General features: G+C 67.3%; 27 protein-coding genes and 2 pseudogenes. 14 read left to right on the top strand and 15 right to left on the bottom strand.

Features of this window, described 5'->3' with window-relative positions; all coding sequences use genetic code 11:
* Nucleotides 1–11 precede the first annotated feature (11 nt).
* From ACQCSY_RS10870 to ACQCSY_RS10860, 3 genes and pseudogenes are all read right to left on the bottom strand, one after another.
* Nucleotides 12–1685, bottom strand: coding sequence for a serine hydrolase (locus ACQCSY_RS10870; RefSeq protein ID WP_427135550.1), 1674 nt, complete (start codon nucleotides 1683–1685; stop codon nucleotides 12–14).
* Nucleotides 1682–3060: pseudogene (locus tag ACQCSY_RS10865) on the bottom strand (aspartate ammonia-lyase); the annotation flags it as partial. The gene ACQCSY_RS10870 and the pseudogene ACQCSY_RS10865, both read right to left, overlap by 4 nt.
* Nucleotides 3061–3170: 110 nt before the next feature.
* A complete protein-coding gene (locus ACQCSY_RS10860) occupies nucleotides 3171–3296 on the bottom strand; it encodes a hypothetical protein (RefSeq protein WP_427135548.1) in 126 nt (41 codons plus the stop codon).
* Nucleotides 3297–3652: 356 nt separating this feature from the next.
* Here ACQCSY_RS10860 and ACQCSY_RS10855 point away from each other — a divergent pair.
* From ACQCSY_RS10855 to ACQCSY_RS10845, 3 genes and pseudogenes are all read left to right on the top strand, one after another.
* Nucleotides 3653–4288: pseudogene (locus ACQCSY_RS10855) on the top strand (FAD-dependent oxidoreductase); the annotation flags it as partial.
* A 124-nt stretch (nucleotides 4289–4412) separates the two neighbouring features.
* Nucleotides 4413–4961 carry an FAD-dependent oxidoreductase gene (locus ACQCSY_RS10850; protein WP_427135546.1) on the top strand — a complete coding sequence of 183 codons (549 nt, stop codon included), beginning with the start codon at nucleotides 4413–4415 and terminating at the stop codon, nucleotides 4959–4961.
* A 116-nt stretch (nucleotides 4962–5077) separates the two neighbouring features.
* On the top strand, nucleotides 5078–5695 hold the full coding sequence (locus ACQCSY_RS10845; protein ID WP_427135545.1) for a uracil-DNA glycosylase: 618 nt from the start codon (nucleotides 5078–5080) through the stop codon (nucleotides 5693–5695).
* Between the two features lie 4 nt (nucleotides 5696–5699).
* On the opposite strand, the gene ACQCSY_RS10840 is transcribed toward ACQCSY_RS10845, so the two are convergent.
* From ACQCSY_RS10840 to ACQCSY_RS10825, 4 genes are all read right to left on the bottom strand, one after another.
* Entirely contained in the window at nucleotides 5700–6941 is a 1242-nt protein-coding gene (locus ACQCSY_RS10840; protein ID WP_427135543.1) for a type II toxin-antitoxin system HipA family toxin, read from the bottom strand.
* Entirely contained in the window at nucleotides 6938–7228 is a 291-nt protein-coding gene (locus ACQCSY_RS10835) for a type II toxin-antitoxin system Y4mF family antitoxin (protein ID WP_427135541.1), read from the bottom strand. Before ACQCSY_RS10835 ends, ACQCSY_RS10840 begins: the two co-directional genes overlap by 4 nt.
* 138 nt (nucleotides 7229–7366) lie before the next feature.
* The gene (locus ACQCSY_RS10830) at nucleotides 7367–7555 is read right to left on the bottom strand and encodes a hypothetical protein (RefSeq protein WP_427136047.1); all 189 of its coding nucleotides are present in this window, start codon (nucleotides 7553–7555) and stop codon (nucleotides 7367–7369) included.
* 76 nt (nucleotides 7556–7631) lie between these two features.
* Nucleotides 7632–7874, bottom strand: coding sequence for a hypothetical protein (locus ACQCSY_RS10825; RefSeq protein WP_427135539.1), 243 nt, complete (start codon nucleotides 7872–7874; stop codon nucleotides 7632–7634).
* A gap of 26 nt (nucleotides 7875–7900) precedes the next feature.
* Between ACQCSY_RS10825 and ACQCSY_RS10820 the strand changes: the two genes are divergently transcribed.
* Complete coding sequence (locus tag ACQCSY_RS10820) at nucleotides 7901–8284, top strand: DoxX family protein (RefSeq protein WP_427135537.1); 384 nt, start codon at nucleotides 7901–7903, stop codon at nucleotides 8282–8284.
* 6 nt (nucleotides 8285–8290) lie between these two features.
* On the opposite strand, the gene ACQCSY_RS10815 is transcribed toward ACQCSY_RS10820, so the two are convergent.
* Nucleotides 8291–9322: a cation diffusion facilitator family transporter gene (locus ACQCSY_RS10815; RefSeq protein WP_427135535.1), complete on the bottom strand. Its 1032-nt coding sequence runs from the start codon at nucleotides 9320–9322 to the stop codon at nucleotides 8291–8293.
* Nucleotides 9319–9654 carry an ArsR/SmtB family transcription factor gene (locus ACQCSY_RS10810; protein ID WP_427135533.1) on the bottom strand — a complete coding sequence of 112 codons (336 nt, stop codon included), beginning with the start codon at nucleotides 9652–9654 and terminating at the stop codon, nucleotides 9319–9321. Before ACQCSY_RS10810 ends, ACQCSY_RS10815 begins: the two co-directional genes overlap by 4 nt.
* Nucleotides 9655–9803: 149 nt before the next feature.
* On the opposite strand from ACQCSY_RS10810, the gene ACQCSY_RS10805 reads away from it, so the two are divergent.
* The 8 genes from ACQCSY_RS10805 (at nucleotide 9804) to ACQCSY_RS10770 (ending at nucleotide 18246) form a co-directional block, all read left to right on the top strand.
* A complete protein-coding gene (locus tag ACQCSY_RS10805) occupies nucleotides 9804–10277 on the top strand; it encodes a hypothetical protein (RefSeq protein ID WP_427135532.1) in 474 nt (157 codons plus the stop codon).
* 154 nt (nucleotides 10278–10431) lie between these two features.
* Complete coding sequence (locus ACQCSY_RS10800; RefSeq protein ID WP_427135530.1) at nucleotides 10432–11043, top strand: DUF305 domain-containing protein; 612 nt, start codon at nucleotides 10432–10434, stop codon at nucleotides 11041–11043.
* 96 nt (nucleotides 11044–11139) lie between these two features.
* Entirely contained in the window at nucleotides 11140–11835 is a 696-nt protein-coding gene (locus ACQCSY_RS10795; protein WP_427135528.1) for a FadR/GntR family transcriptional regulator, read from the top strand.
* A 67-nt stretch (nucleotides 11836–11902) separates the two neighbouring features.
* Nucleotides 11903–12943, top strand: coding sequence for an asparaginase (locus ACQCSY_RS10790; RefSeq protein WP_427135526.1), 1041 nt, complete (start codon nucleotides 11903–11905; stop codon nucleotides 12941–12943).
* Between the two features lie 8 nt (nucleotides 12944–12951).
* Nucleotides 12952–14367, top strand: a complete 1416-nt coding sequence (locus ACQCSY_RS10785) for an aspartate ammonia-lyase (RefSeq protein WP_427135524.1) — start codon at nucleotides 12952–12954, stop codon at nucleotides 14365–14367.
* 59 nt (nucleotides 14368–14426) lie between these two features.
* Nucleotides 14427–15980 (top strand): amino acid permease, encoded by a 1554-nt coding sequence (locus ACQCSY_RS10780; RefSeq protein ID WP_427135522.1) that lies wholly within the window; start codon nucleotides 14427–14429, stop codon nucleotides 15978–15980.
* A gap of 186 nt (nucleotides 15981–16166) precedes the next feature.
* Nucleotides 16167–17483, top strand: a complete 1317-nt coding sequence (locus ACQCSY_RS10775; protein ID WP_427135520.1) for an ATP-binding protein — start codon at nucleotides 16167–16169, stop codon at nucleotides 17481–17483.
* A gap of 124 nt (nucleotides 17484–17607) precedes the next feature.
* Complete coding sequence (locus ACQCSY_RS10770) at nucleotides 17608–18246, top strand: hypothetical protein (protein ID WP_427135518.1); 639 nt, start codon at nucleotides 17608–17610, stop codon at nucleotides 18244–18246.
* Nucleotides 18247–18276: 30 nt separating this feature from the next.
* On the opposite strand, the gene ACQCSY_RS10765 is transcribed toward ACQCSY_RS10770, so the two are convergent.
* The 3 genes from ACQCSY_RS10765 to gluQRS are packed head-to-tail and all read right to left on the bottom strand — an operon-like array spanning nucleotide 18277 to nucleotide 20867.
* Nucleotides 18277–19278: an NADP-dependent oxidoreductase gene (locus tag ACQCSY_RS10765; RefSeq protein ID WP_427135516.1), complete on the bottom strand. Its 1002-nt coding sequence runs from the start codon at nucleotides 19276–19278 to the stop codon at nucleotides 18277–18279.
* Nucleotides 19279–19280: 2 nt separating this feature from the next.
* Complete coding sequence (locus ACQCSY_RS10760) at nucleotides 19281–19934, bottom strand: HD domain-containing protein (RefSeq protein ID WP_427135514.1); 654 nt, start codon at nucleotides 19932–19934, stop codon at nucleotides 19281–19283.
* A gap of 9 nt (nucleotides 19935–19943) precedes the next feature.
* Entirely contained in the window at nucleotides 19944–20867 is a 924-nt protein-coding gene (gene gluQRS, locus ACQCSY_RS10755) for a tRNA glutamyl-Q(34) synthetase GluQRS (RefSeq protein ID WP_427135512.1), read from the bottom strand.
* A 348-nt stretch (nucleotides 20868–21215) separates the two neighbouring features.
* Here gluQRS and ACQCSY_RS10750 point away from each other — a divergent pair, with 348 nt between their 5' ends.
* A complete protein-coding gene (locus ACQCSY_RS10750; RefSeq protein WP_427135791.1) occupies nucleotides 21216–21674 on the top strand; it encodes an Lrp/AsnC family transcriptional regulator in 459 nt (152 codons plus the stop codon).
* A gap of 6 nt (nucleotides 21675–21680) precedes the next feature.
* Here the strand turns inward: ACQCSY_RS10750 and ACQCSY_RS10745 are convergent, their stop codons facing one another.
* Nucleotides 21681–22136 carry an Lrp/AsnC family transcriptional regulator gene (locus ACQCSY_RS10745; protein WP_427135510.1) on the bottom strand — a complete coding sequence of 152 codons (456 nt, stop codon included), beginning with the start codon at nucleotides 22134–22136 and terminating at the stop codon, nucleotides 21681–21683.
* A 117-nt stretch (nucleotides 22137–22253) separates the two neighbouring features.
* Here ACQCSY_RS10745 and ACQCSY_RS10740 point away from each other — a divergent pair, with 117 nt between their 5' ends.
* Nucleotides 22254–22916: a LysE family translocator gene (locus tag ACQCSY_RS10740; RefSeq protein WP_427135508.1), complete on the top strand. Its 663-nt coding sequence runs from the start codon at nucleotides 22254–22256 to the stop codon at nucleotides 22914–22916.
* Nucleotides 22917–22960: 44 nt separating this feature from the next.
* Here the strand turns inward: ACQCSY_RS10740 and ACQCSY_RS10735 are convergent, their stop codons facing one another.
* Together ACQCSY_RS10735 and ACQCSY_RS10730 are read right to left on the bottom strand one after the other, a co-directional pair.
* Nucleotides 22961–23317: a nuclear transport factor 2 family protein gene (locus tag ACQCSY_RS10735; protein ID WP_427135506.1), complete on the bottom strand. Its 357-nt coding sequence runs from the start codon at nucleotides 23315–23317 to the stop codon at nucleotides 22961–22963.
* Nucleotides 23318–23412: 95 nt separating this feature from the next.
* Entirely contained in the window at nucleotides 23413–24453 is a 1041-nt protein-coding gene (locus ACQCSY_RS10730; RefSeq protein ID WP_427135504.1) for a hypothetical protein, read from the bottom strand.
* Nucleotides 24454–24460 lie beyond the last annotated feature (7 nt).

Here is a 24460-nt window from a genome sequence, read left to right as displayed (position 1 = left end):
CGCCCCATCGCTCAGGCGCGGGTGAAGGTGCCCAGCCCGGTCTCGTCGTAGAAGTCGAGCCTGACACTCGATGCCGTGCCGCCGGCACCCGGGGTAAAGATAGCCCCGGCCACTCCGTTGCCGTTCTCTCCGATGGATTCAAAGCTGAAGGTGTCGGCGTCGAAGTGGCTTAGGCGCAACGTGGTGGACCTGCCGGCCGGTCCCAGCTCGAGGGTAAGCCCGCCGTTCCCTTCGGCCACGATCAGCGGGCCGTAGTAGGAGTTGGCGTAGCTGCCTGTGTAGAAAGTGTTGGTCTGCGCGGGTGCGGCCCGGTCCGGAGTCTTGGAGTAATCCACTTTTGGCTTCTCCGACTCATCGATCTTCTGGAAGACGCCAGCGGTGAAGCCGAGCCAGTCGACCGTGGGCGCTCCGTTCTGGGCAACGTCCAGGAAGCCTGCGCCGATGGCTTCGGGAATCCCCTGCGGCCGGCCGTTTGTCAGGACCACGATGCCCAGTTGTTCGCCCGGAAGCATGGACACGGCGGTCGCGGCACCAAGGTTGAAGGCTCCGGAGTGCCCGAGCTGGAGCCGGGCATGATCGTCATAGGAGACATTCCAGCCCAGACCGTAGAAACGGGTACGGGCGCCGGGGGTGGCGGGCAGCCCCGAGACGGCGTGCGGAACATGAGTGACCCCTAGCGCCTCAGGGTCGATGATCTGCTTGCCGTCATAGCTGCCGTTGGCGAGCTGCAGACGGATCCAGCGGGCAAGGTCACGTACTGAGGAGCTGGCTCCACCGGCGGGCGCTTCCGCATCGGCGTCGCGGCTGTATTTGGCCAGCCAGGTCCGGTTCCCGGCGGGCACGTGGATGAGCGCCTTGTTCGACGCCTTTTGGTAGTCCGCGTGGCGATAGCTGGTGTCGGTCATGTTGAGGGGCTTGAACAGCATCTCGTCGGCCAGGTCCGCCCATGACATTTTCATGGCATCGGCGACTGCCTGGGCGCCCGCGGTATAGCCGAAGTTGCTGTAGTTGTAGCTGGACCGGAACGAGTCAAGCGGCTCCTGGTTGAGGTGGCTGAGAATATAGGACTGGTCGAATCCGAGATCCTCCAGCAGATCGCCGGCACCCGTTCGCAGTCCGCCCTGATGTGACAACAGATCCGTCACCGTGGCATTCCGGGTGACGAACGGGTCCTTCAACGAAAAGCTTGGGGTGTGGCTGATCACCGGGTCGGTCCATTTGAGGGCGTTATGGCCCACGGCTCCGGCGGCCACCGTGGATGCCAGGGGCTTGGACACCGACGCCAGCTGGAAGACCGTAGCGGCGTCGACCGTCTCGGGCCTGCCGGACTCCCGCACGCCGAAGCCCTTGGCGTACACCGTCTGGTCCCGGTAGACCACTGCCACGGCGATCCCGGGAACTCCGGTGCTCTCCATTGCGCCCTGGACCATCCCGTCCAGCTTGGCCAAGGCGTCGTTAACCGTCTGCTGGTCCAGCAGGGGTTTGACCTGCGGTTCCGGCGCGGGGAGGAGCGACGCCGTCGGCGTGCCCGTGTCAGAAGCGGAACCGACGGGGCCGGAACCAGGGCCGCTGCTTTGAGAAGTACAGGCGGCCAGCAGCGGAATTCCAGCGATTCCGGCAGCCCCGACGCCCGCGGCCTTCAGCAGCGAACGGCGGTCAGAGGACACGGAGCTGATCCTGGTCACGAAGATCCCCTCAGGTTCACCAACAACATTTTCCCACCTGACGTCACTGCCTGGCGGCACCGCCTAGCGTCACCGGCGGGACGTCGGGCGGACCCCCCACCACCATGATGGCCCTTGGCCGCCGTTTGAAACAGTGCCCATCTTGAAACAGTGCCCGTGGGGGCGGGAGAGGCTATCGGCACCCACTGCATACAGACTTGGCTCAGGACGCGTTGGCCCGCAATCCAGGTACGGTAAGCAGTTGTGGGGCGCCCAGCACGCCCGTCAAGCTCGACCTCGATCATCAGCCCGAGCCCGCGGACCAAGTCCACGACACTGGCACCGGTGGCCATGGCCTGCTGCGCCACCTGTGTTGGGCGCAGATAGCCCAAGTATGGAACCAGCGCAGTAACTAGGCCAATTGACTGTTCGACGCTCGCCAGCAGCGCCTGCGGATCCGCGGTGATGCCGTCTATGCAGCGTTCGGCTAACACAGTGCAGGCCGACTGCAGCTCCCCTATCGAAGAGAACAGCGCCCGGGCAATGACCGGCTCGAACGGATTCAGCTGCAGCTGGCCGGATTCGGCTGCCATGGAAATCGTGACGTCATTGCCGACGACCGAATAGGCCACCTGGTTGACTACCTCGGGGATCACGGGGTTTACCTTGCCTGGCATGATGGAGGATCCGGCCTGAACGGACGGCAATCGGATCTCCCGGAGTCCGGCCCGCGGGCCGGACGAGAGCAGGCGTAGGTCATTAGCCACCTTGGACAGCTTCAAGGCAAGGCGCTTGAGTACGCTGTGCAACTGCACCAGCCCGCCCACGTCCTGCGTCGCCTCGATCAAATCTCCGGCAAGTACTACAGGCACACCGCTGATTGCGGCCAGCTGCTCGCAGGCCAGCCCGGCATAGTCGACGTGCGAGTTCAGTACCGTGCCGATGGCTGTGCCGCCAAGGTTGATTTCGCGGATCAGGTCCATGGCTTCGCGGAGCCGCTGCTCGTCCTCGGCCATCATCACCGCGAACGTCCGGAATCCCTGGCCCAGCGTCATTGGCACCGCGTCCTGGAGCTGGGTGCGCCCCATCTTCAGGCAGCCGGTGAATTCCTCGGCCTTGGCCGCGAAGGATTCGCGCAGTCCCGCCATCGCGGCCAGCAGATCCTCTGCGGCGCGGTGCAGCCCACCCGCAGGGCCGTTGGATAGACATCATTGGTGCTTTGGCCGAGGTTCACATGGTCCAGCGGGTGCAGCAGCTCGTACTGCCCGCGTCTGGCACCCATAAGTTCCAGCGCCAGGTTGGCGATCACCTCGTTCGCGTTCATATTGGTGGAGGTGCCGGCGCCGCCCTGGACGACGTCGATAATGAATTGGTCGTGCAGCTTGCCGGCCCTGATCACCGACGAGCATCGACTGGTCTACAGGTTTGTCGAGGCGGATGACGACGTCGAAATCCTGATTGCCGCCTGCCGATATCACTACGGAAACTGAATAGCGGCGCCCCGCCCTACTCGAAGAACTCGATCCGCGGCTCGCCCTGGACGCCGCCTCGCTGCATGGCGTCGCGGAGTTCCGGGTTGGCGAAGAACGCCCGGGCTGCGTCGACGGAACCGAAGTGGTGGAGCACCGGCACGGCATCCGGGTCATCGGCCAGCCGGTAGACGGACTCCTGGGTGACTCCCCCGGCGGACTGCAGCCCTGCGTTGCCGCAAAGAAAAAACGCCCTGCAACCCCGGGCGGCGCCATCCGCGCAAGACCTGCAGGTACCTTCGCGATCTCGCTAAGAGACGGCTCGGACATTTGCATGTCCTGAACAACCCGGCGTCATCTGTTGGTTACCTGCAGGCATTTCAAACGATACTCCGGGCACCACTCCCTGACTAGGGATCCGATGTGTCCGGCGCCGCCCGCTCCGCGGACAAGCGTAGTCTCATCCCAACAACACCCCTGGCCACGGCGCCGTGGCCGGCCACCGCAAAGGACGCAGCCATGAACGCAGCCATGAACGCAGCCATGAACGCCCGGAACAGCGACGCTGAGGACGTTGACGTTGCGGACGCCGACGTTGAAAACGTGGACCTTCTGGTGGTCGGAGGTGGAAAGGCCGGCAAGACCCTGGCCATGGACGCGGCCAAGAGCGGCCAGAAAGTCGCCATGATCGAGCGTGCCATGATCGGCGGCACGTGCATCAATGTGGCCTGCATCCCCACCAAGACCCTCATCAACAGCGGACGCGTGCTGCAAACCGTCCGGCGCGCAGCCGAATTCGGGGTCACCGGCGCCGAGGAGCCCCGGATGGACCTCGCGCTCCTGCTCCACCGCAAGGAAGACGTCGTCTCCACCATGGTCAATGGCCAGCTCTCCTCCTTCACTGCCTCCGGCATGGACTTCATCCTGGGCAAGGCCGCCTTCGTAGGCGACCGCACAGTCCGTGTGGCGCTGAACGACGGCGGCACACGCACCCTGCGGGGCGCCGACGTCGTCATCAACCTGGGCACAGAACCGTTGCTGCCGCCCATCGAGGGTCTCGCCGCGTCCTACGTCCAGACCAGCAATACTTTGCTGCGGCTCGAATCGCTCCCGGAGAGCATTGTCATCCTGAACGGCGGCTACGTGGGCTGCGAATTCGCGGATCTGCTCAACACCGTCGGCGTACGCGTCACCATCATCCAGGGCGGCGAGCGCCGACATCCTCGTCGCCGTCGGCCGCAGGCCCGTGACGGACGGGCTGAACCTGGGGAATGTGGGCGTGGAACTCACGGACCGCGGCTTCATCAAGGTGGACGAGTATCTGCACACCACGGCCAACGGCGTCTGGGCAGCCGGGGACGCCGCCGGCTCCCCGCAATTCACCCACGCGTCCTACGACGACTACCGCGTGCTGAAGACGAACCTCGCCGCCCAGCGCAGCGAAGGCACGCCCCGCAGCACCGCCGGCCGGCTGATCCCGTACGCGGTGTTCACCACCCCGGAACTCGGCCGGGCGGGCCTGAGCGAACGGGAGGCCCGGGACTCCGGTCACAGCGTCCGCATCGCCACAATGCCGGTCTCCGCTATCCCCCGTGCCAGGACCGCCGGCCACCTCGACGGGCTGTGGAAAGCCGTCGTCGACCGGGACACCAACCGCATCCTCGGCGCCGCCCTGCTGGGAACCGATGCGAGCGAAGCGATCGCCGTGGTGCAGATGGCGATGCTGGCCGGATTTGAGTACATGGCCGTGCGCGACGCCATCATCACCCACCCGACGATCGCGGAGGGCCTGACCCTGCAGTTCACGCCGGCCTTCCTAGAGGACTGAACCGGCGGGAGCCGCCAACGCGGTCAGCGATCGTCATCCCAAAGCACCCCCTCCGCCAAACGCGTAGAGTGGAAGAAGACGCCTGTTTCTGGACGCCGTGTGCTGAGGGAGAAATCGTGACGATTGACTGGGACGAAAAGAAGACTCTGCTGCAGGAACCGAACATCGCGGCGGTAACGCAGCTTTGTGACGAACTCATGGAGAAGAAGCCGGGGTCCGTGGTCCCCTACATCGACCCCGTCCATGACGAGGACGAGTGCCGGATCGTCAGCCTCCAGATCAGCCCCGGCAAGGGCACCGAGTCCGGCTTCGTCTCCCATTTCAACGACGACGAAGCAGCCCGCCGCGCCACCTCCATCTACGAGGCCGCCGAGCTTGATCCCCGCTACGTGATGCCGTGGAACGCCTACCCCTGGGTCCGCGACCCCGAGCTGCCCTCAGCCCTGAACGTCCAGGAGAAGACGGACGGCCTCCGGCCCTTCCGCCAGTTCCTGAAGATCAACAAGCGCGTCTCCGCCGTGATCGCCCACGGCGCCGATGCCCATGCCTTCCTGACACTCTTCGAGAAGACCTACCATTCCTCGCTGAAAAACCACGGCGTCAAGATCTACAAGGCCACAGCCCTCGGCGGCCGCGCCTTCGCAGTCTCCGCGGCCAAACAGGAAGAACTCCTCGCCAAGAACGTCGAGGTCTACAAGGACGCCATGCAGCGGGCCGGCATCCAGCACCTCTGAGGCTTTACCCCTCCAGCAGCCTCCGCCGGTGCTTGAGCTCCTTGACCCAGTTCCTGGTGACCATCCCCGGGAACGGCGAGGCGCTGCCGTCGTTCGTGGAACTGAAAGCCGTGCCCGCCTCCAGATCCGCCAGGAGCGGCCCGGACGCCTTCAGCCCGAGCTCCAGCACCTGGACCGCGGCGCGGTCGGTCAGTCCCAGCCCGGCGGCCCAGCCCAGGAAATGCTTCCGTGAGATCCCCGTCCGCTTGCCGTCCAGCGTGAGGGCAAGCGTCTTGTCCCCGTAAACCACGGTAGAGGGGATGTCATACACCGGGGCGACGGACCACTCCCCCGACGGCTGCTGCACCATGGACACGTTCTTGGCGTGCAGGTCCCCGTTGCCGCTCAGCCAGGCGAACGCCGCCTGGATCGCCAGGTTCCGGAGCGCCGGCAGCGGCGCCGCGCAGTACGCCGCCAGCGCATGGCACACCTGCCCGTACCCCACGTTGTACTTGTCCGCCGGGTACAGCCCCAGCACCTGCGCCCCGTCCTCGACGGCGAGTCGCTGCACCGCATCGGGCGTGCCGCCCCGCTTATATTCCGCGGCGGGAATACGGTCGAAGCGCTCCACCAGCAGCCCCGGCCGCCCCGCGACGTCGCGGATCAGCCGCACCCGGCTCAAGGGAATCCGCAGCCGGGCCGCATAGCGGAACATCGCGAACTCGTTCTCCACCACATGGGGAAACTCGGGCGCGTTGAGCTTGAGGATGAACCGCCGGCCCGCACTCGCCACCGGCATGGAGATCATCCCGGCGGACATCTTGTCCTGCACCCCGGCGAGCGCCACCGGATCGATCAGCCCCGAGTCCCCCAGCAACGCATCGAAGTCCACGGGTGTCTTCGGATCGAGCTGCACGGCGTGCTCGTCCGGGTCCAGGGTCTCGCCGTGGCCCACGATCTGCACATCGCCCACGGGATTGGCGCCGGCCGCGATGAGCAGCGAGAGTTCATCGTCCACGCTGGTCTTCACGGACCGGCGCAGCGCGTTCAGCCGCCGGCCCTCCGGCAGCAGCCCGGTGAAATACGGCGGAGCGGCCCCCGCCGCGGACAGCACGGGCTCCGCGGTCAGCGGCAGGGAACTCGCGACCGCGGCGCCCCCGGCCGCCAGATAGGCCGGCAGGTAGCTGAACCGGGTGCCGCCGCCGAACCGTTCCAGCCGCGCGGCCAGCACGCCCGCCTTGTAGACATCCGCGACGCGGTGCCTCATGGCCGAGGCTCCGGTACATCTTCGGGTTCGTTGGTAGGTTCGCCGGCGGGTTCGCCGGCAAGGGCCCGGGCGGCGGAGCTGGTCCGCGTTCCCAGCCGCAATTCGAGCCCCAGCGTGCCCAGGAGTGCCAGCAGCGAGTCCAGCTGCACGCTGCGCTTGCCCTGCTCGACGAACCGGACAAAGCGTTCGGACACGCCGGCGAGCTCGGCCAGGTCCCGCTGGCTCAGCCCCAGCGCCCCGCGGCGCGCGCGGACCTCGGCAGCCAGCCGGGCGGGGAATTCTGCCACTGCGCCCCCTCCGGATAGGCACGAACGTACCGTTTTCCCTGAATTCCCAGCATAGCCCGCCGGAACGACGCTGAATAGGGCAATTTCGGCACGTTCGTACCGGCTGCCGACGTCGTCGGGATCTGAGGCGTCCGTCTCCTAGCCGAGCCCTTGGCTGAGTGACGGCAGCGCGGGGGCAGCGACCTGCCCGAGTTGCCCGCAGGAGTCACCGAGCACGGCCTTGCCAAGGGCGGCCATCTGGGTGACCTGATCCGCGTCCAGCCGGTCGAACACGAGCGACCGACCGCCTGCACGTGCCCTGGTGCGGCGGCGACAATCTTTCGCCATCCCCGCGTCCGTAAGGTGGGCCAGCACGGCACGACGGTCTTCCGGCGACATCGACCGCGTGACTAATCCCTGCTTTTCAAGGCGGGACACGATCCGCGAGAGCCGGGACTGGGGACGTGCTGGCTGCCGCCGCCAGATCGGTCATCCGCATCTGCTTCTCCGCTGATTCAGACAACATGGCCAGCACCATGTAACCGGCGAGGGTCAGGTCCTCGTCGCGCTGCAGCTGCGAATCCAGCGCGGCGGGAAGCGTGAACATTATTGCCGCCAGCGACAGCCAGGCGTCGCGCTCGTGCGCATCGAGCCACCGGGGACTCAAGCACCAAGCAAAAGGAAACAACCGTCATGAACATCGTTTTGTGGATCATCGCCGGGGTACTGGCCCTCGCCTTCCTGGCGGCCGGCCTCATGAAGATGGCCCAGCCCCAGCAAAAACTGGCCGCCGCCGGCATGGCCTGGGCCGGCGACTTCAACGCGGGCTCGGTCAAGGCCATCGGTGCCGTGCAAGTCCTCGGCGCGCTCGGGCTAGTGCTGCCGGCCGTTACCGGCATCGCGCCCGCCCTGGTGCCCCTCGCGGCCACCGGGCTCGCCGTCGTGATGATCGGCGCCGCCGTTACCCACGCAAAGCGTGGCGAGAGGCAGATGATCGGCATCAACATCGTGCTGGCCGTGCTGGCGCTCTTCGTGGCCGTAGGTCGCTTCGGCGCCTGGCCGCTCCAAGACCTGTGACGCGGCCTACCCCAGCCGGGGCACCACCGTCACGGATCCGACGTGGGGCAGTGCTTTCCTGGCTGCCTGCTCCAGCCTGGCCGTCATGGCGGCCTGCTCAACCATGGGGGCATCCAGCCGGACCGGTACGCTGATCTCGGCGTGGAGCCGGTGGCCGGACCAGCGGAGCCGCGAGGTTCCCTCCGGAGAGTGGTCCCGGACGGCGGCGGCCAGTGCGTCCGAAAGTCCGGGATCGACGCCGTCCATGAGGCGGCGCCCGACGTCGCGCATGGTTCCCCAGAGCAGCACCATGATTGCCACCGAGATCAGCAGGCCTACGACCGGGTCCGCCAGCGGAAACCCGAGCCAGACGCCTATGACGCCCGCCACCACCGCCAGCGATGTGAAGCCGTCGGTGCGGGCATGGACGCCGTCTGCGATCAGGGCGGCCGAACCGATCCGCCGTCCGACGCGGATCCGGTAGATGGCGACCAGCTCGTTTCCGGCGAAGCCCACCAGCCCGGCGGCAAGGACCCAGCCCAGGTTCTGGACGGGCTGCGGCGCAAAGAACCGAAGAACGGATTCGACGGCGGCAACAATCGCGGAGAGGGCAATCATGGCCACGATGAAGAGCCCGGCCAGGTCTTCGGCACGCCCGAAGCCGTAGGTGTACGTCCGCGTCGGCCTGCGGCGGCCCAGGAGGAACGCGATCCACAGCGGCACCGCGGTCAGGGCATCCGAGAAGTTGTGGACCGTGTCGGCCAGCAGCGCCACGGAACCGCTGATCAGCACGATCACCAACTGGAAGAGCGAGGTGGCGCCGAGGCCCGCCAGGGACACCTTGACGGCACGGATACCTTGGGCACTGGATTCGAGGGCTTGGTCAAAGGAGACGACCGAGTCGTGCGAGTGCGGTACGAAGATCTCGCGCAGCCAGCCCTTCAGCCCCGTGGCGTGGGCGTGGTCATGACCGTGGGCGTGGCCGTGGTCATGACCGTGGCCGTGACCGTGATCATCGCCATGGCCGTGGTGGCCCACGGCGTTCGATGGGCGGCTCATACGATGTGGCCAGGTGCCGTGCCGAGCGCGTGCTCGGCCTGATGGATCGCGTCCATCACCAGTTCGCGGGCGTGGTCGTTCTGCAGACGGTAGTACACCTTGGTGCCCTCCTGGCGGGTGGTGACCATGCCGCCTAGACGCATCTTTGCCAGGTGCTGCGAGACCGCCGCGGCCGGCTTCCCGACCGTCTCGGCCAAGGCATTGACGGGCATTTCGCCGTTCCCCAACGCAAGGATCAGCCTGACGCGCGTGGCATCGGCCAACATCGAAAACACCTCAACGGCCAGCTCTACATACGGACTGTCCACATCGATCTGCATATCTGCATTCATATGCAGATACTTTCACAGATTGTCCGGGCCGGCCACCCCGCCGGCCCGGATTTCCCGTCGGCGCAGCGCAGCGCACGGCCGCAGGCCGGGCCGACCGGAACGGGTACGCTGGAAACCTGGCCAGATCAGCACGGACAAGGAGGAGCGTCATGCCCGCTGCCCGCGCAGTGTCCTTCACCCTCCGGCGTGCGGCACTGTTGGTCGGCATACTCGCCGTCATCGCGGGGTTCCTGGGCATGCACATCCTCTCGGGTTCCCACTCCATGCACGACGGCCACGGCGGCAGCAGCACGATCGCGGCCGGCAGCCACGCCTCGCCGGCCAGCACCGCCGCAGGCCACTCGGCTCTAGGCTCTACGACCCCGGGCCACCACGGCACCGCAACTTCCAGCGGCACTCCAGTGCCGCCGTCGTGCCTCTGCCCGGGGGACTGCACCGACAAGCCGGCCATGCACCTGGGCTGCATTCCGGCGCCCGCGGGCGCATCGCTCAGCGCACCCCCGCCCGGAACCGCCCCGCTGCAGACGCGGGCCAGGACAGCCGTCCTGACGGAGCAGGGGAGCAGCTACTCCTACCTGCCCGGGACGCCCACGCCCAGCGATCTGTCCATCAGCCGCACGTAAAAAGGAGCATGTGCCGTGAACACCCCGGCGCACCACGTTCCCCACGGCGCGGACCACTGACAGGCCAGCCGGATCTACGGTCCTTCTGACCCAAGGTCATCCCGCGCGCCCCCAGACGCCGGCAACGCCGGATCCGCAAAGGACACGACTTTCCATGACGAAAACCCTGACAATTTCCGCCACTGCCCTCGCCGCTGTCATCGCCCTCGCCGGCTGCTCCACCGGAGCCAGCTCCGGCGGAAGTACCACGCCCGGCATGGACCACAGCACCATGGGTTCCAGCTCCGCCCCGGCCACGGCCGGCTCCACATCGGAGCACAATGCGGCGGACACCATGTTCACCCAGGGGATGATCCCCCACCACAGCCAGGCCGTGGAGATGAGCGAAATGATGCTCAGGAAGCAGGGCATGGACGCCATGATCACCGCGCTCGCCACGAAGATCAAGGCCGCCCAAGGACCCGAAATCGAGAAGATGACCGGATGGCTCAAAGGCTGGAATGAGCCCATGCAGATGGCCGCCGGCCACTCCATGGCCGGCATGATGGGCGACGACGACCTCAAGACGCTCGACGCCGCACAGGGCACCGAGGCGGCGAAGCTCTTCCTCACCCAGATGATCGTCCACCACCAAGGCGCCGTCGAAATGGCGAAGGCAGAAACCGCCGACGGCAGGAACGCCGACGCCGTCCAGTTGGGCAAGGACATCGTGGCCGCCCAGGAAGCCGAGATCAAGGAAATGAAGGAACTGCTCGCCGCGCTGTAGGCGGCAGGCACCCGGCGCCGTGGCGGCGGCCCCTGAAACGCCAGGGGTCGCCGTCACAATTGACACCCAGGTGTGATCCATGCCATATTTATGGACGTGAACCTGTCAGACAGCCGGACAGCAGGACAGCCGCTTGCCCGCCTCAGCGCGGCCGAAGCCGTCTTCAACGAACTCCGCTCCGCAATCGAATCCGGCAGGCTCGAGGTCGGCGCCAAGCTCAGCTCCGAAGCCACGCTCGCCCAGGAGTACGGGGTGAGCCGCTCCGTCATCCGCGAGGCGTTGCGCTCCTGCACCGCCCTGGGCCTCACCGTCACCAAGACAGGCCGCGGCACGTTCGTAGTCGCCGACCGCGTGGCGAAGGACCTCGTCCTCGGCCACTACTCCGCGCTGGAGCTGACCGAGGCACGCCCCCACATCGAGGTGCCTGCCGCCGGACTCGCCGCCGAACGCCGCACCCCCGAAGAGCTCGCGGCAATGCGGGACATCGTGGCAGCGATGGCCGCCGAGGACGATCCCGAAGCATGGGTGGGGCTCGATTCAAGCTTCCATGCGGCCATCGCACGTGCAAGCCGCAACAAAGTGTTCGAAAACGTGGTGGCGGACATCCGCGAGGCACTGGCGCACCAGTCCGAAACCCTGAACGTCGTGGCGGACCGGCAGCACGCCTCGGACAAGGAGCACCAGCGCATCCTGCAGGCCATCGAATCGGGCTCCGCCGCTGAGGCCTGCGCCGCCATGAGCGAACACCTTCACGCCGTCGGCGTCGCGGTCGACTCGATCCTCAACCCCTGACATGTGGCGCAACAGCCCGGCATACGACTCCCAGTCACCACCAGAGACAACTAAGCATAAGGACCCCATGTACTCCCCCGCCCTTGCCGATACACCCAACGCCCTCGCTCACGACCGGCTTCCGCAGCACGCACCCCTGGTGGCCCAGACCCGCGACGGACTCGTGGAGAGTGTGCACTACGGCTCGATGATCGCCACGGCACCGGACGGCAGGACGCTCCTGGCTGCCGGCGATCCCCTCGCCCATTTCTACCCGCGCTCCGCCCTCAAACCCCTGCAGGCCGTCGCCATGGTTCGCGCCGGACTGGATCTTCCCGCGGACCTCCTGGCCCTCACGGCCGCCAGCCATTCCGGAGCGGCCCGGCACCGAGACGGTGCCGAACGCATCCTGGACCTGCACGGGCTGACCCCTGCGGCCTTGGAGAACAGCACCGACCTTCCCTACGGAGCCGCGGAGCGCGAGGAATGGCTCCGCGAGGGCGGGCAGCCCGCCCAACTTGCCCAGAACTGCTCCGGCAAGCATGCCTCGATGGCGGCCACCTGTGTGATCAACGGCTGGCCGGTCCGGGGCTACCTGGATCCGGGGCACCCGCTGCAGCAACTCATCGCCGGGACCGTGACGGACCTGACCGGCGAGACACCGGAGCGCACCACCACCGATGGCTGCGGCACCCCGCTCTTCGCGCTCACGCTGCGCGGCATGGCCCGCGCCTTCGGCCGGCTCGCCTCGGCGGAGCTGCCCGACGGCGCCGCCCCCGCCGATAATCCGGAAGCCGCCGTCGCGCACGCCATGCGCCAGCACCCCGCCATGGTGGCCGGCGAAGGCCGGGACGTCACCGCACTGATGCGCCTGGCTCCCGGGCTGCTGGCCAAGGACGGCTTCGAAGGCGTCCAACTGGTGGGACTGCCGGACGGCCGCGCCGTCGCGGTGAAGATTTCCGACGGCGGGGACCGCGCACGCATGCCCGTCACCGTGCGGGTGCTGGAAGCGCTCGGCGTCGACACCGCACCGCTGGCCCGCATCGCCGCCGCCTCCGTACTGGGCGGCGGCCGCCCCCTGGGCTTGTTGCAGGCCACCGATTTCCTCCCCGCCCCCGAAGCCCCGTAAGGACACTCATGACAGCCACTGACGGACACACCGTCTTCCGTTCCGAACACGATCTCCTGGGCGACCGGGACGTTCCCGCCCACGCCTACTGGGGCGTCCACACGCTCCGCGCCGTTGAAAATTTCCCCATCACCGGACAGCCGCTCGCCTCCAACATGCACCTGGTCCGCGGCCTGGCCGCCGTGAAACTCGCAGCCGCGCGCACCAACCACGAGCTGGGCCTCCTGGACGCCGGGCGCACCCGGGCCATCGAGCAAGCCTGCGCCGACGTCATGAACGGAAAGCTCAGCGAGCAGTTCGTAGTGGACGTCATCCAGGGCGGAGCCGGAACGTCGTCGAACATGAACGCCAACGAGGTCATCGCCAACCGCGCCCTGGAAATCCTGGGCCACCCCAAGGGGGACTACGCGCGCCTGCACCCCAACGACCACGTGAACCTCAGCCAGTCCACCAACGACGTCTACCCCACGGCCGTGAAGCTGGGCACCATCTTCGCCGTCCGGGAACTGCTCGCGGCCCTGGCTGAACTTGAGGACGCGTTCGCGGCCAAAGCCGCCGAATTCCGCACGGTGGTCAAAATGGGCCGGACCCAACTCCAGGATGCCGTCCCCATGACCCTGGGCCAGGAATTCGGCAGCTACGCCGTGACCATCGGCGAAGACCGCCTCCGGCTGGCCGAAGCGGACCTGCTGATCCACGAAATCAACCTCGGCGCCACCGCGATCGGCACCGGGCTGAACGCCCCGGCCGGCTACGCCGAAGCGGCCTGCCGGCACCTGGCCGAAATCACCGGCCTGCCCCTGGTCACCGCCGTGGACCTCATCGAAGCCACCCAGGACGTGGGCGCCTTCGTGCACCTCTCCGGCGTGCTCAAGCGCGTCGCCGTGAAGCTCTCCAAGATCTGCAACGACCTCCGGCTGCTCTCCTCCGGCCCGCGTGCCGGCTTCGGCGAAATCAACCTGCCCGCCGTGCAGTCCGGCTCCTCCATCATGCCCGGCAAAATCAACCCGGTAATCCCCGAAGTGGTCAGCCAGGTGGCCTACGAGGTCATCGGCAACGACGTCACCATCACCATGGCCGCCGAAGCCGGCCAGCTCCAGCTCAACGCCTTCGAACCGATCATCGTCCACAGCCTCCACAAGAGCATCTCCCACCTGGAAGCAGCCTGCCGCACCCTCACGGCCCGCTGCGTCCGGGGCATCACCGCCAACACCGAACACCTCCGGCTCACGGTGGAACAGTCAATCGGCCTGGTCACCGCCCTGAACCCCCACCTCGGCTACGCCACCGCCACCGCCATCGCCCAGGAAGCCCTCGCCACCGGCAAGGGTGTCGCCGAACTGGTCCTGGAACACGGCCTGCTCACCGCCGAACAGCTGCAGGAACTCCTCAGCCCCGAAAGACTCGCAAACCTCAGCAAGTAGACACCAACAACCACCGAAGCACCTCCGGCTCCTCCCCAACAGGAAACCAAAGGACTCCCATGACACAGCCACAGCAGGACACTGCCCAAAAGCAGGCCATCTCCGACCACACCATTCCAGCGCACGCCCACGCCTCCGAAGCCACCCTGCACCGGGAGGACGAGGGTTACCACAAGGGCCTAAAGCCCCGCCAGGTCCAGATGATCGCGATCGGCGGCGCGATCGGCACCGGCCTGTTCATGGGCGCCGGCGGCCGACTCGCCACGGCAGGCCCAGCCCTGATCATCAGCTACGCAGTCTGCGGCTTCTTCGCCTTCATGATCCTCCGTGCCCTCGGCGAACTGGTCATGCACCGCCCGTCCTCAGGCTCATTCGTCTCCTATGCCCGCGAGTTCTTCGGTGAGAAGGCCGCGTTCGTCACCGGATGGCTCTACTGGCTGAACTGGGCCATGACGGCGATCGTGGACATCACCGCCGTCGCGCTTTACATGAACTTCTTCAAGAAATACTGGGCCCCCATTGCCGATGTTCCGCAGTGGATGTGGGCGCTGGCGGCGCTCATCCTGGTCCTCGGCCTGAACCTGATCTCCGTCAAGGTGTTTGGAGAACTGGAGTTCTGGTTCGCGCTGATCAAGGTCGTGGCCCTGCTGACCTTCCTGGTCGTCGGCGTCTACTTCGTCATCTTCGGCACCCCGGTGGCCGGCCAGGAAGTCGGATTCACCCTCATCGCTGACAACGGCGGCCTCTTCCCCAACGGCCTGTTGCCCGCCATCGTGGTGATGCAGGGTGTTGTGTTCGCCTACGCGTCGATCGAGCTGATCGGTACCGCGGCCGGCGAAACGGAAAACCCCGAGAAGATCATGCCCAAGGCCATCAACACGGTCATAGTCCGTATCGCGGTCTTCTACGTCGGTTCCCTGATCCTGCTCTCGCTGCTGCTCCCGTACACCTCGTACAAGGCCGGCGAAAGCCCGTTCGTCACGTTCTTCGGTTCCATCGGTGTTGAGGGTGTGGATGCCATCATGAACCTGGTGGTCCTCACGGCGGCCCTTTCCTCGCTGAATGCCGGGCTCTATTCCACGGGCCGCATCATGCGCTCCATGTCCGTCACCGGCTCGGCCCCGAAGTTCGCCAGCCGGATGAACAAGGCCGGTGTCCCCTACGGCGGCGTTGCGCTGACCGCGGCCGTGGCCTGCCTGGGTGTGGTGCTGAACGCGGTGGTTCCCGCGGAGGCGTTCGAGATCGTCCTGAACATTGCTTCGCTGGGCATTATCAGCACATGGGGCATGATCGTCCTGTGTCAGATGCAACTGGTCAAGCTCTCCAAACGCGGCGAACTGCTGCGCCCAGCCTTCCGGATGCCCGGTTCCCCGGTTACCGGTTGGGTCACGCTCGCGTTCCTGGCCGCGGTGCTGGTGCTGATGGCGTTCGATTCCCCCGTGGGCACCTGGACCATCGCGTCACTGGTGGTGGTGATTCCCGCGCTGATGCTGGGCTGGCGCCTCTGCCGGCACCGCATCCTGGAGCTCGCAGCGGTCCGCGACGGCTTCACCGGCCCCTACCCGCTGGTGGCCAACCGGCCCATGCAGGGCGCCAGGGAAGACCGCGACTAAACACCCCGCCCCCCAACTGGCTCGCATTCGTGGTCGTTTTGAGCCCTCAGAACGACAACTAATGCCAGCCAGTTGGGCCGTCCCCGCGTAACGCAACGCCGTCGCAACCTCCCGGCCGGACGGGTCGCATATGCTCAGCAGACAAGCTCACACTGGCTCAACGACGAACCACCCGGGAGACACGGCATGACCAACTGGCGGATCAGGGATTTCCACTCGGCGGACCTGGACGGGATCCTGCACCTGTGGGAAACGCTCAAGGCCACCAACGTTGAGCCCGTCTATGCCCTCTCCGAGGTCCTGGCCTCGTGCGAGAAAGACCACGCGGTGGTGGCGGTGCAGGGCGACATGGTGGTGGGCGCCGCCGTCGGACGCGCCGCCCATGACCAGGGCTGGATCGTCTTCCTGGCGACCCTTCCGGAGTACCGGGGCCGCGGGATCGGCACGTCGCTGCTGGCCGCCGTCGAAAACCGGATGGCCCCGCACGGGCTGAACAAGCTCTCGGCCCTCATGCCGGAATCCGAAACCCGGGTGGAAGCGTTCCTGAGCCGCGGCTTCGTGCTCAAGAAGAACCTGCGCTACTTCGAACGCAAAATCCCGGTCCAGCGGGCCGAGCTCGAGCCGCTGAGCCAGCTTGGCGGCCGCATCCTCGCCCGTGACCTCTGGGAAAACGTGGCCGGCATGCGCAATGAGAAGGAACTGCTGGAACGCCGCCTGGTGCTGCCGCTGGCCGAAGCCGATCTCGCCGACGAATACGGTGTGGTGCCGCCGCGCGCCGTCGTACTCTTCGGCCCTCCCGGCACCGGCAAAACGACCTTCGCGAAGGCGATCGCGTCCCGCCTGGAATGGCCGTTTGTGGAGGTGTTCCCCTCCCGGCTGGCCTCCGATCCCAAGGGCCTGGCCGGGGCGTTGCGCGAGACGTTCCTGGAGATCGCCGAGCTGGAGCACGCCGTCGTGTTCATCGACGAGGTGGAGGAGATCGCCTCCCAGCGTTCCGGCGAGCCGCCGTCGCCGCTGCAGGGCGTCACGAACGAGCTCCTCAAGATCATCCCCGCGTTCCGCGAACAGCCCGGCCGCCTGCTGGTCTGCGCCACCAACTTCATCCGTGCCCTGGACACCGCGTTCCTGCGGCACGGCCGGTTCGATTACGTCATCCCCATCGGGCTGCCGGACCGCCAGGCCCGCGAGGCCATGTGGCAGCGCTTCATCCCCGCCGCCGTGGTGGACGACGTGGATGTGGAGCAGCTGGTGGACCGCACCGAGGGATTCTCCCCCGCGGACATCGAGTACGCGGCCCGCAGCGCCTCCCAGCGGGCGCTGGAAAAGGCGGTGTACGACGACGGCGGCGCGGCCTCCGGTGGCGACACCGCGTCCCGGGCGGCGGTCCGGAAGGGCCCCGCGACCGAGGACTATCTCGGCACGATCCGGGACACCCGGACCACAGTGAGCGAGGAAGTCCACCAGGAATTCCTCGAGGACATCGACGCCCTGGGCCGGGTGTAACTCCTCGGTTCGGCGCGTTCGCAGGCCGAACTCGCGGGAATCGTGCGACTTCGCCGTATGGTTACGGCGACTACGAACGATTCCCGCGAACTGGCTGTGAGTCTCGAAGGACGAGGAGGAAACCGTGATCCTGTTCCTGACGATTGTGAGCGGCCTCGCCTGGACGGTGGTGTACGTTGACGCCATCCGGATTGGATTCAGGGACAAGAGCTACGCAATCCCCGCCGCCGCGCTCGGGCTGAACTTCGCTTGGGAGGCCGTCTACGCCTCACGTTCGGTCGCCACAGGAATATCCGTCCAGGGCATCTTCAACATCGCGTGGGGTCTGGCCGATGTCGTGATTGTGTACACCTTCCTCAAGTTCGGCAGATCCGAGCTGCCGCCCTGGGTGACGCGGAGACTCTTCGTCGGCTGGGCGCTCCTGCTGGGTGTCACGTCCTTCGCCGTGCAGCTGCTGTTCGTCGTGGAGTTCGGCTGGGAGGATGCTGCCCGGTATGCGGCCTTCCTGCAGAACCTCCTGATGTCCGGGCTGTTCATCGCCATGTTCGCAGCCCGCGACGGAATGCGGGGGCAGTCCGTGCTGATCGGCGTCGCCAAGTGGATCGGGACGCTTGCGCCCACGATCGTCTTCGGCTGGTTCGGGAACTCAACGCTCATCCTGGGCGTCGGCGCGCTCTGCAGCGTCTTCGATCTGGCCTACATCGGCCTTCTGTGGTGGGCACGCTCAAAGCCGGGTTCGCTCGCCTCGACAGCGGCCAGGTGAGGGTCTGGAGCGGCTCGAACGTCGTTGCCTCTAGAGCGTGACGACGATCTTGCCCTTGGCGCGGCCCCGTTCGAGCGCGGCGAACGCTTCCGCGATCCGCTCGAACGGGAAGGTGCTGTCCAGGATCGGCTCCAGCTGGCCGCCGTCGACGAGCGAGGCCAGAACCCGGAGGTCATCCCCGCTGGGGTTCATGAACAGGTACCGGTAGGTGGCTTCCGCCTTCCGGGCCCGGCGCCGGATGCCCAGGCTCATCGCCCAGAACACGGCCGCAACCCAGCGGGGCGAGCCGAGGTCCTTCTTCGCGGACAGCGGTTCCGGCACCCCGGCAATGGAGACCACCCTGCCGCCTGGCCTGAGGATGCGGAAGGATTCCTTGAGCGTCGCGCCGCCGATCAGGTCCAGCACGGCGTCGAAGTCCTTCAGGACCTCGGCGAAGTCTTCCCGTGTGTAGTCGACCACGCGGTCCGCGCCCAGCCTCCGCACCAGGGCCTCGCCTCGGGGCGACGCCGTCGTGGTCACCTCCACCCCGAGGTGCTTGGCGAGCTGGATGGCCAGCGTGCCCACGCCGCCGGCGCCGCCGGAGATAAACAGCCGGGTGCCGGGGCGGACGGCAAGTTCATCGCGAAGGGCCTGCAGGGCGGTGAGCCCGGCCAATGGCAGGCCCGCCGCTTCAGCGAAGCCGAGCGACGCCGGCATGGCGGCCACCAGTTCCTGCCGCACGCACGCGAACTCGGCAAAGGCGCCGAGCCGGATCCTGTCCACCTGTGCAAAGACGCGGTCCCCGACGGCGAAGCGGCCCTCCCCCGGGCCGACTGCGTCCACCGTCCCGGCGCATTCACAGCCGGCGATGACGGGCAGGCGGAGCCGGTTGATGGGGCGCAGCGCGCCCTCGCGGATCTTGTAGTCCACCGGGTTCAGGCCTGCCGCGGCGACTTTTATGCGGACCTCACCGGGGCCGGGCTGCGGCTCGGGGACGTCCCGGAACTCCATGGCCGCCGCCCCGCCATAGCGGGTGAGGACGTAGGCGCGCACGGTCAGCCCCTGGGAGTCTCGGAGGTCCCGGAGGTCCCTGGGGTCTCGACTCGCTCGACCACCGGAGCCGGCTCGTAGGAGAGGTTCTCGTAGTCGGTGTCGTCCGCCTCGTCGAGCATGTCGTCCAGTTCCTCGAGCAGCCACGGGTTCACCCGCGCCAGGATCTTCCGGGTCTCTTCCACGGGGACGGCGGCGTATAGTACCGGGCGGGCCTCGTCGTAGCGGGTGACCGGCGGCTTGTCCGGCCACTTCTCGGCCAGCGCCCGGACCCGCTCGGGCAGCGAATTGTGCGCGTTGTCGGCGATCTTGACCAGGGTGGCGTCATGGTCTTCGGCGATGTAGCGGATGCCCGCCTGATAGTCGTCCGGGTTTTCGTGCAGGCGCTTCGTGACGCGCTCGATGATGTCCGCGGCCCGCTCCGAGACGCCCATGTCCAGCAGCGCCTGCCTGGTCATCGGAGTGTCCTCGGCGATGTCGTGCAGGTAGCCGGCGATCCGGATGTCGTCGTCGAAATCCGCCAGGGCATCCCCGACGGCGAGGACGTGCTCCCGGTAGGGGCGCTTGAGCTTGTCCTTCTGGCGGTTGTGGGCCACTTCGGCCAGGATCTTGGCTGTCTCGACACTGAATCGGGGCTGAGGGAGTGCTCGTTCTGACATGATTCCAGCCTACGCGCCGCGCCTGCCAGTGCCGCGCCTGCCAGTCCCGTGCCGCACCCCGGGCCACACCCAAGGCTCCCGCGGCAGCGCTGCGGGGTCAAAGACGGCGAGTGCCTGCTCCAGTGCTCCTTCCGGCAGCGCGAGCGATGCCAGCAGTGCGTCCCGCACCGCGTCCACCGGAACGCCGGCGCGCGCCAGGTCCGCGAGCGTGACGGCGCCGTCGCGCTTGGCCAGCCGGGCGCCGTCGGCGTTCAGCACCAGCGGCACATGGGCATATTCCGGAACCGGCATATTCAGGAGGGATGCCAGATAGGCCTGCCGCGGTGTGGAGGGAAGCAGGTCATCGCCGCGGACCACCTGGTCGATGCCTTGCGCGGCGTCGTCCACCACCACGGCCAGGTTGTAGGCGGTGACCCCGTCGTTGCGCCGGAGCACGAAGTCATCCACCATGCCGGTGTAGCTGCCATGCAGCACGTCCCGCACCGTCCCCTCAGCCACGGAGGCGCGGAGCCGGACCGCCGCCGGCCGGGCGGCCCGTTTGAGCTCGAGTTCCGCCGCGGACAGCCCCCGGCACGTCCCCGGGTACGCGCCCTGCGGCGCATGCGGTGCGGACGGGGCCTCCTGGATTTCGCGGCGCGTGCAGAAGCATTCGTAGGTCAGGCCCGCCGCGGTCAACCGTCCGATCGCCTCCGCATACAGGGGCTGGCGGTCCGTCTGGCGGACGACGCCGCCGTCCCAGGTCACGCCGATCGCCGCCAGATCGCGGAGCTGCTCCGCCTCGGCGCCGGCCCGGGCCCGGTCCAGGTCCTCCACCCGCATCAGGAACCGCCGGCCGCTGGACCGGGCAAAGAGCCACGCCAGGATGGCCGTCCGGAGGTTGCCCACATGCAGCTCGCCGGAGGGGCTGGGGGCGAAGCGGCCGGCAGACGTCATGGGACCAACCCTATGGGAGCAACACAGCAGCAACACAAGAGCCCCTCAGCTACCGATGACTTCGGGCAATCCGACGTCGGTGGCTCAGGGGCTCTTGCCGTATTTTCTTGCGGTTTGCGGACAGACGATGCGTGAACAAGTGTCAATCAGCGGCGGGTTCCTTGCGGGGAGCCTCATCCAGGGTCCGGGTGGTGTGCCGGGGTGCCTGTAGCCTTCGGGATCCGGCGGTAGCCTCTGTCCTTTGTTGTCACTATTTGAGCAGAAGACCTACAGTTGGTGCAACGGACTCCGCTTGTAGTGGTCAATCTGACCACCGATGGCCGCGGCTATGAACAGGAAGTGGTCATTTTGCAGGAACTCGACGCGACGGACCGGCGGATCCTCGCCGCGCTGGATGAGGACCCGCGGGTGCCGGTCATGGTGCTGGCCCAGAAGCTGGGCCTGGCCCGCGGCACCGTGCAGTCGCGCCTGGAGCGGATGTCGGCGTCGGGCGCCCTCCGCCCGAACAGCAGCAGGGTGCTGCCGTCCGCCCTGGGCCGGGGCGTGGCGGCCGCGGTGAGCGCCGAACTGGACCAGAGCCACCTCAATGACGCGATCGCGGCCCTGCGGAACATCCCGGAAGTGCTCGAATGCCACGCCCCGGCCGGCGACACGGACCTGCTGATCCGCGTGGTGGCCCGGAGCCCGGACGATCTCTACCGCGTGTCCGAGGAAATCCGGCTGTGCCCGGGGATCGTGCGGACATCCACCAGCATGTTCCTGCGCGAGGTCATCCCCTACCGGACCACCGGCCTGCTGGGCGCCTGAGCCGCCTTAGACCGGCGGCCCGACGTTGGCTTTCAGGTTCTTCATCACCAGCGTCGATGTCAGCCGCTCCACGCCGGGCAGCGAGGTCAGTTCGCTGTCGTAGAAGCGCTGGTAGGCCGGGAGATCCTCGGCGATGACTTTCAGCAGGTAGTCCGGCGAGCCAAAGAGCCGCTGGGCCTCCACGATATTCGGATTGTCCGCCACACGGTTCTCGAAAATCTCCATGGTGGCGCGATCCACCTGCCGCAGCGTGACAAACACGATCGCCTCAAACCCCAGCCCGACGGCGGCCGGATCGATGTCTGCCCGGTATCCCCGGATTACCCCGGAGGCCTCCAGATCTCGCAGCCTGCGATGACAGGGCGCCACCGTCAGCCCGACCTTCGCCGCCAGGGCAGTAGCGGTCATCCGCCCGTCCATTTTCAGGTGGCGCAAAATACTTCTGTCAATGTGGTCGATCACGCAATAACCTTACCGAACTCCCGCAATTCTTCAGTAAATCAGGGAACACTTATGGGGCTGAATTGCCTAGAGTTTCTCTTGTACCCGCCAGGATGTACCGCACCTCAGGAGCCCGCCGTGAACCCGCAGCTTTTTCTCGCCTTCATGGTTGTTGCAGTCGCCCTGGCCTGCACTCCCGGGGTCGACTGGGCCTACTCGATCGCGGCCGGGCTGAGGCAGCGCAGCTTCGTCCCGGCCGTCGCCGGGCTCTGCGGCGGCTACGTCATCCATACGGCACTCATGGCGCTCGGACTGGCTGCCTTGCTCACCGGGATGCCCGGCGTGCTCGGCTGGCTGACTGCTGCGGGTGCCGCCTACCTGCTCTGGCTCGGCTTCAGCACCGTCCGGTCGTGGCGCGGGGCCAGCTTCAACGCCGGCCCCGAAGAAACCCCGGCGCCGGCACCGGACAGCCAATTCCGGATCTTCTGCCAGGGCATGGGAATCAGCGGGATCAACCCGAAGGGCCTGCTGTTCTTCGTGGCCCTGGTGCCGCAGTTCGTCAGCCCCGAGGCAACGCTCCCCGTTCCGGTCCAGTCCGGTCTGCTGGGTCTGACTTTTGTCGTCCTGGTGGCGGTCGTCTACAGCTGCGTGGCACTCCTGGCCCGGAAACTGCTGCACTCCCGGCCCGGAGCGGCCCGCCGGGTGACCCTTGCCAGCGGGATCATCATGCTGCTCCTCGGCGCGGTACTGCTCTCCGAGCAGCTCATACCCTGGGTGAGCGCGGCCATCACCCGCAGCTGAGGCCGGGATCCGAGGCCGTGATCCGCCTGCGGCAGGAGCCGGACCTACTTGCGCTGCATGTACCACTCGGTGAAGGACGAGGCGCGGCCATCCGCCGTCAGCTGGACAACCCACAGGTTGTCGTAGCTGCGGCTGATTCCCCGGTAGGTGGTGAGGCCCTGCACGAACGCACGGCCGCCGTCGATCCCCAGCAGCTTCCACTCGAACGTCCAGTCTTCGGGGTCATCGCGCACGGCAAGCCAGTGCTCTACGATCTGCTCCCGCCCGCGCCAAGGTTCGGGTTCCTGCGGACTCGTGGCGTAGACGGCGTCCTCGGTGAACAGCGCCTGAATGTCCTGCGGTTCGTTCGACCTCCACGCCGTGATGTAGTGCTGCATCCAGCGGGCCGCTGCATCTCTCATGCCTTGTTTGTACTCCCCGCCGCGGGGGCCCGCAAGTGGCTCAGCGGCCGCCGCGGGCGCCGGCTGCCGGGCGTCGCGCGGGTGCCAGCCGGACGTCAGCCGTCTTCGGCGCGGCCGTACTCGCGGTCCCACAGCTCGTGCATTTCCGCGTCCTTCCGGATGGCCTTCACCGTCTCCAGTTCCGCCGGTTTCCGGCGCTGCCATTCCCTGGGATTCAGGGTTTTCCGCCCGGCGTCCAGCAGGAGCAGCGCACGGTCTGTCCGGGCATCGTTGCGCAGTGAAAGGCTCGTTTTCCGGCGCCGCAGGACTTCCTGCAGCGCGGCCCGGGCCGGGCCGTAGTCCCCGAGCTTCCGTAGCGAACGGGCCCGCACCAGCAGCAGCGCCGCCGAGAGGTCGTCCGCGTTGAGCAGACCCTCGGTGTCCGCCACCACGTCCGCGTCCCGTCCCAGCGCGGCCGCCAGGGAACAGCGCGCCAGGGCCAGGGGCAACGACGGCGGCAGGCCGGCCAGCGCCGCCAGCGCGGCCTCCGCCTGGCCGGTCTCCCGCAGCGAGTGGGACAGGGCCAGGAACACGGCCTCCTCGCTGAACAGCACGGGAACCTCGATCCGTTCGGCCACCTCCACCCGGATGACCACCCCGGGAAGGTAGTCGGCGGCGTAACGGTTGGCGTCGTCGTCGTTCCGGACGGACAGGCCGCGCTGCAGCAGCTCGGAGGCGCGCAGATGGCCCCCGTGCGAGTATGCCAGCAGCCCGGCCATGAGGTAGCAGAGTCCCGCCCAGCCGGGGAAGGACCGGGCCAGGGTGATGAGCCGGTCCGGATCGGTGCTGCCGAAGATCGCGCCGTGCACGGCTTTGGCCGCCTTGCCGGGCATCCGGCCGGCCACTTTACCGAGCCGGGGCGCTCCGCCCTCCACGGCGAGCGTGCCGCGGATCCGTGCGGCCAGGAGTCCGGAAACAAGCCCTCCCACGCCCTCCGCGACACCGCGCACGGGCGTCCGCACCACCACCTTGCGGAAGGGGGTCAGGTCACGGGTGTCGTGGTAGAGCCTGTACGGGTACTGGTTTGGGGGAGTCTGGTTTTTTGGAGGCAGGTTTTTTGGAGAAAGGGGTGCGGATTCTGGGGGTCCGGCGCTCATGCACCTA

Source organism: Pseudarthrobacter sp. S9, assembly GCF_050156545.1.
GTDB lineage: Bacteria > Actinomycetota > Actinomycetes > Actinomycetales > Micrococcaceae > Arthrobacter.
Note: the sequence above shows the minus strand (reverse complement) of the source record. Positions and strands in the feature narration are given on the sequence as shown.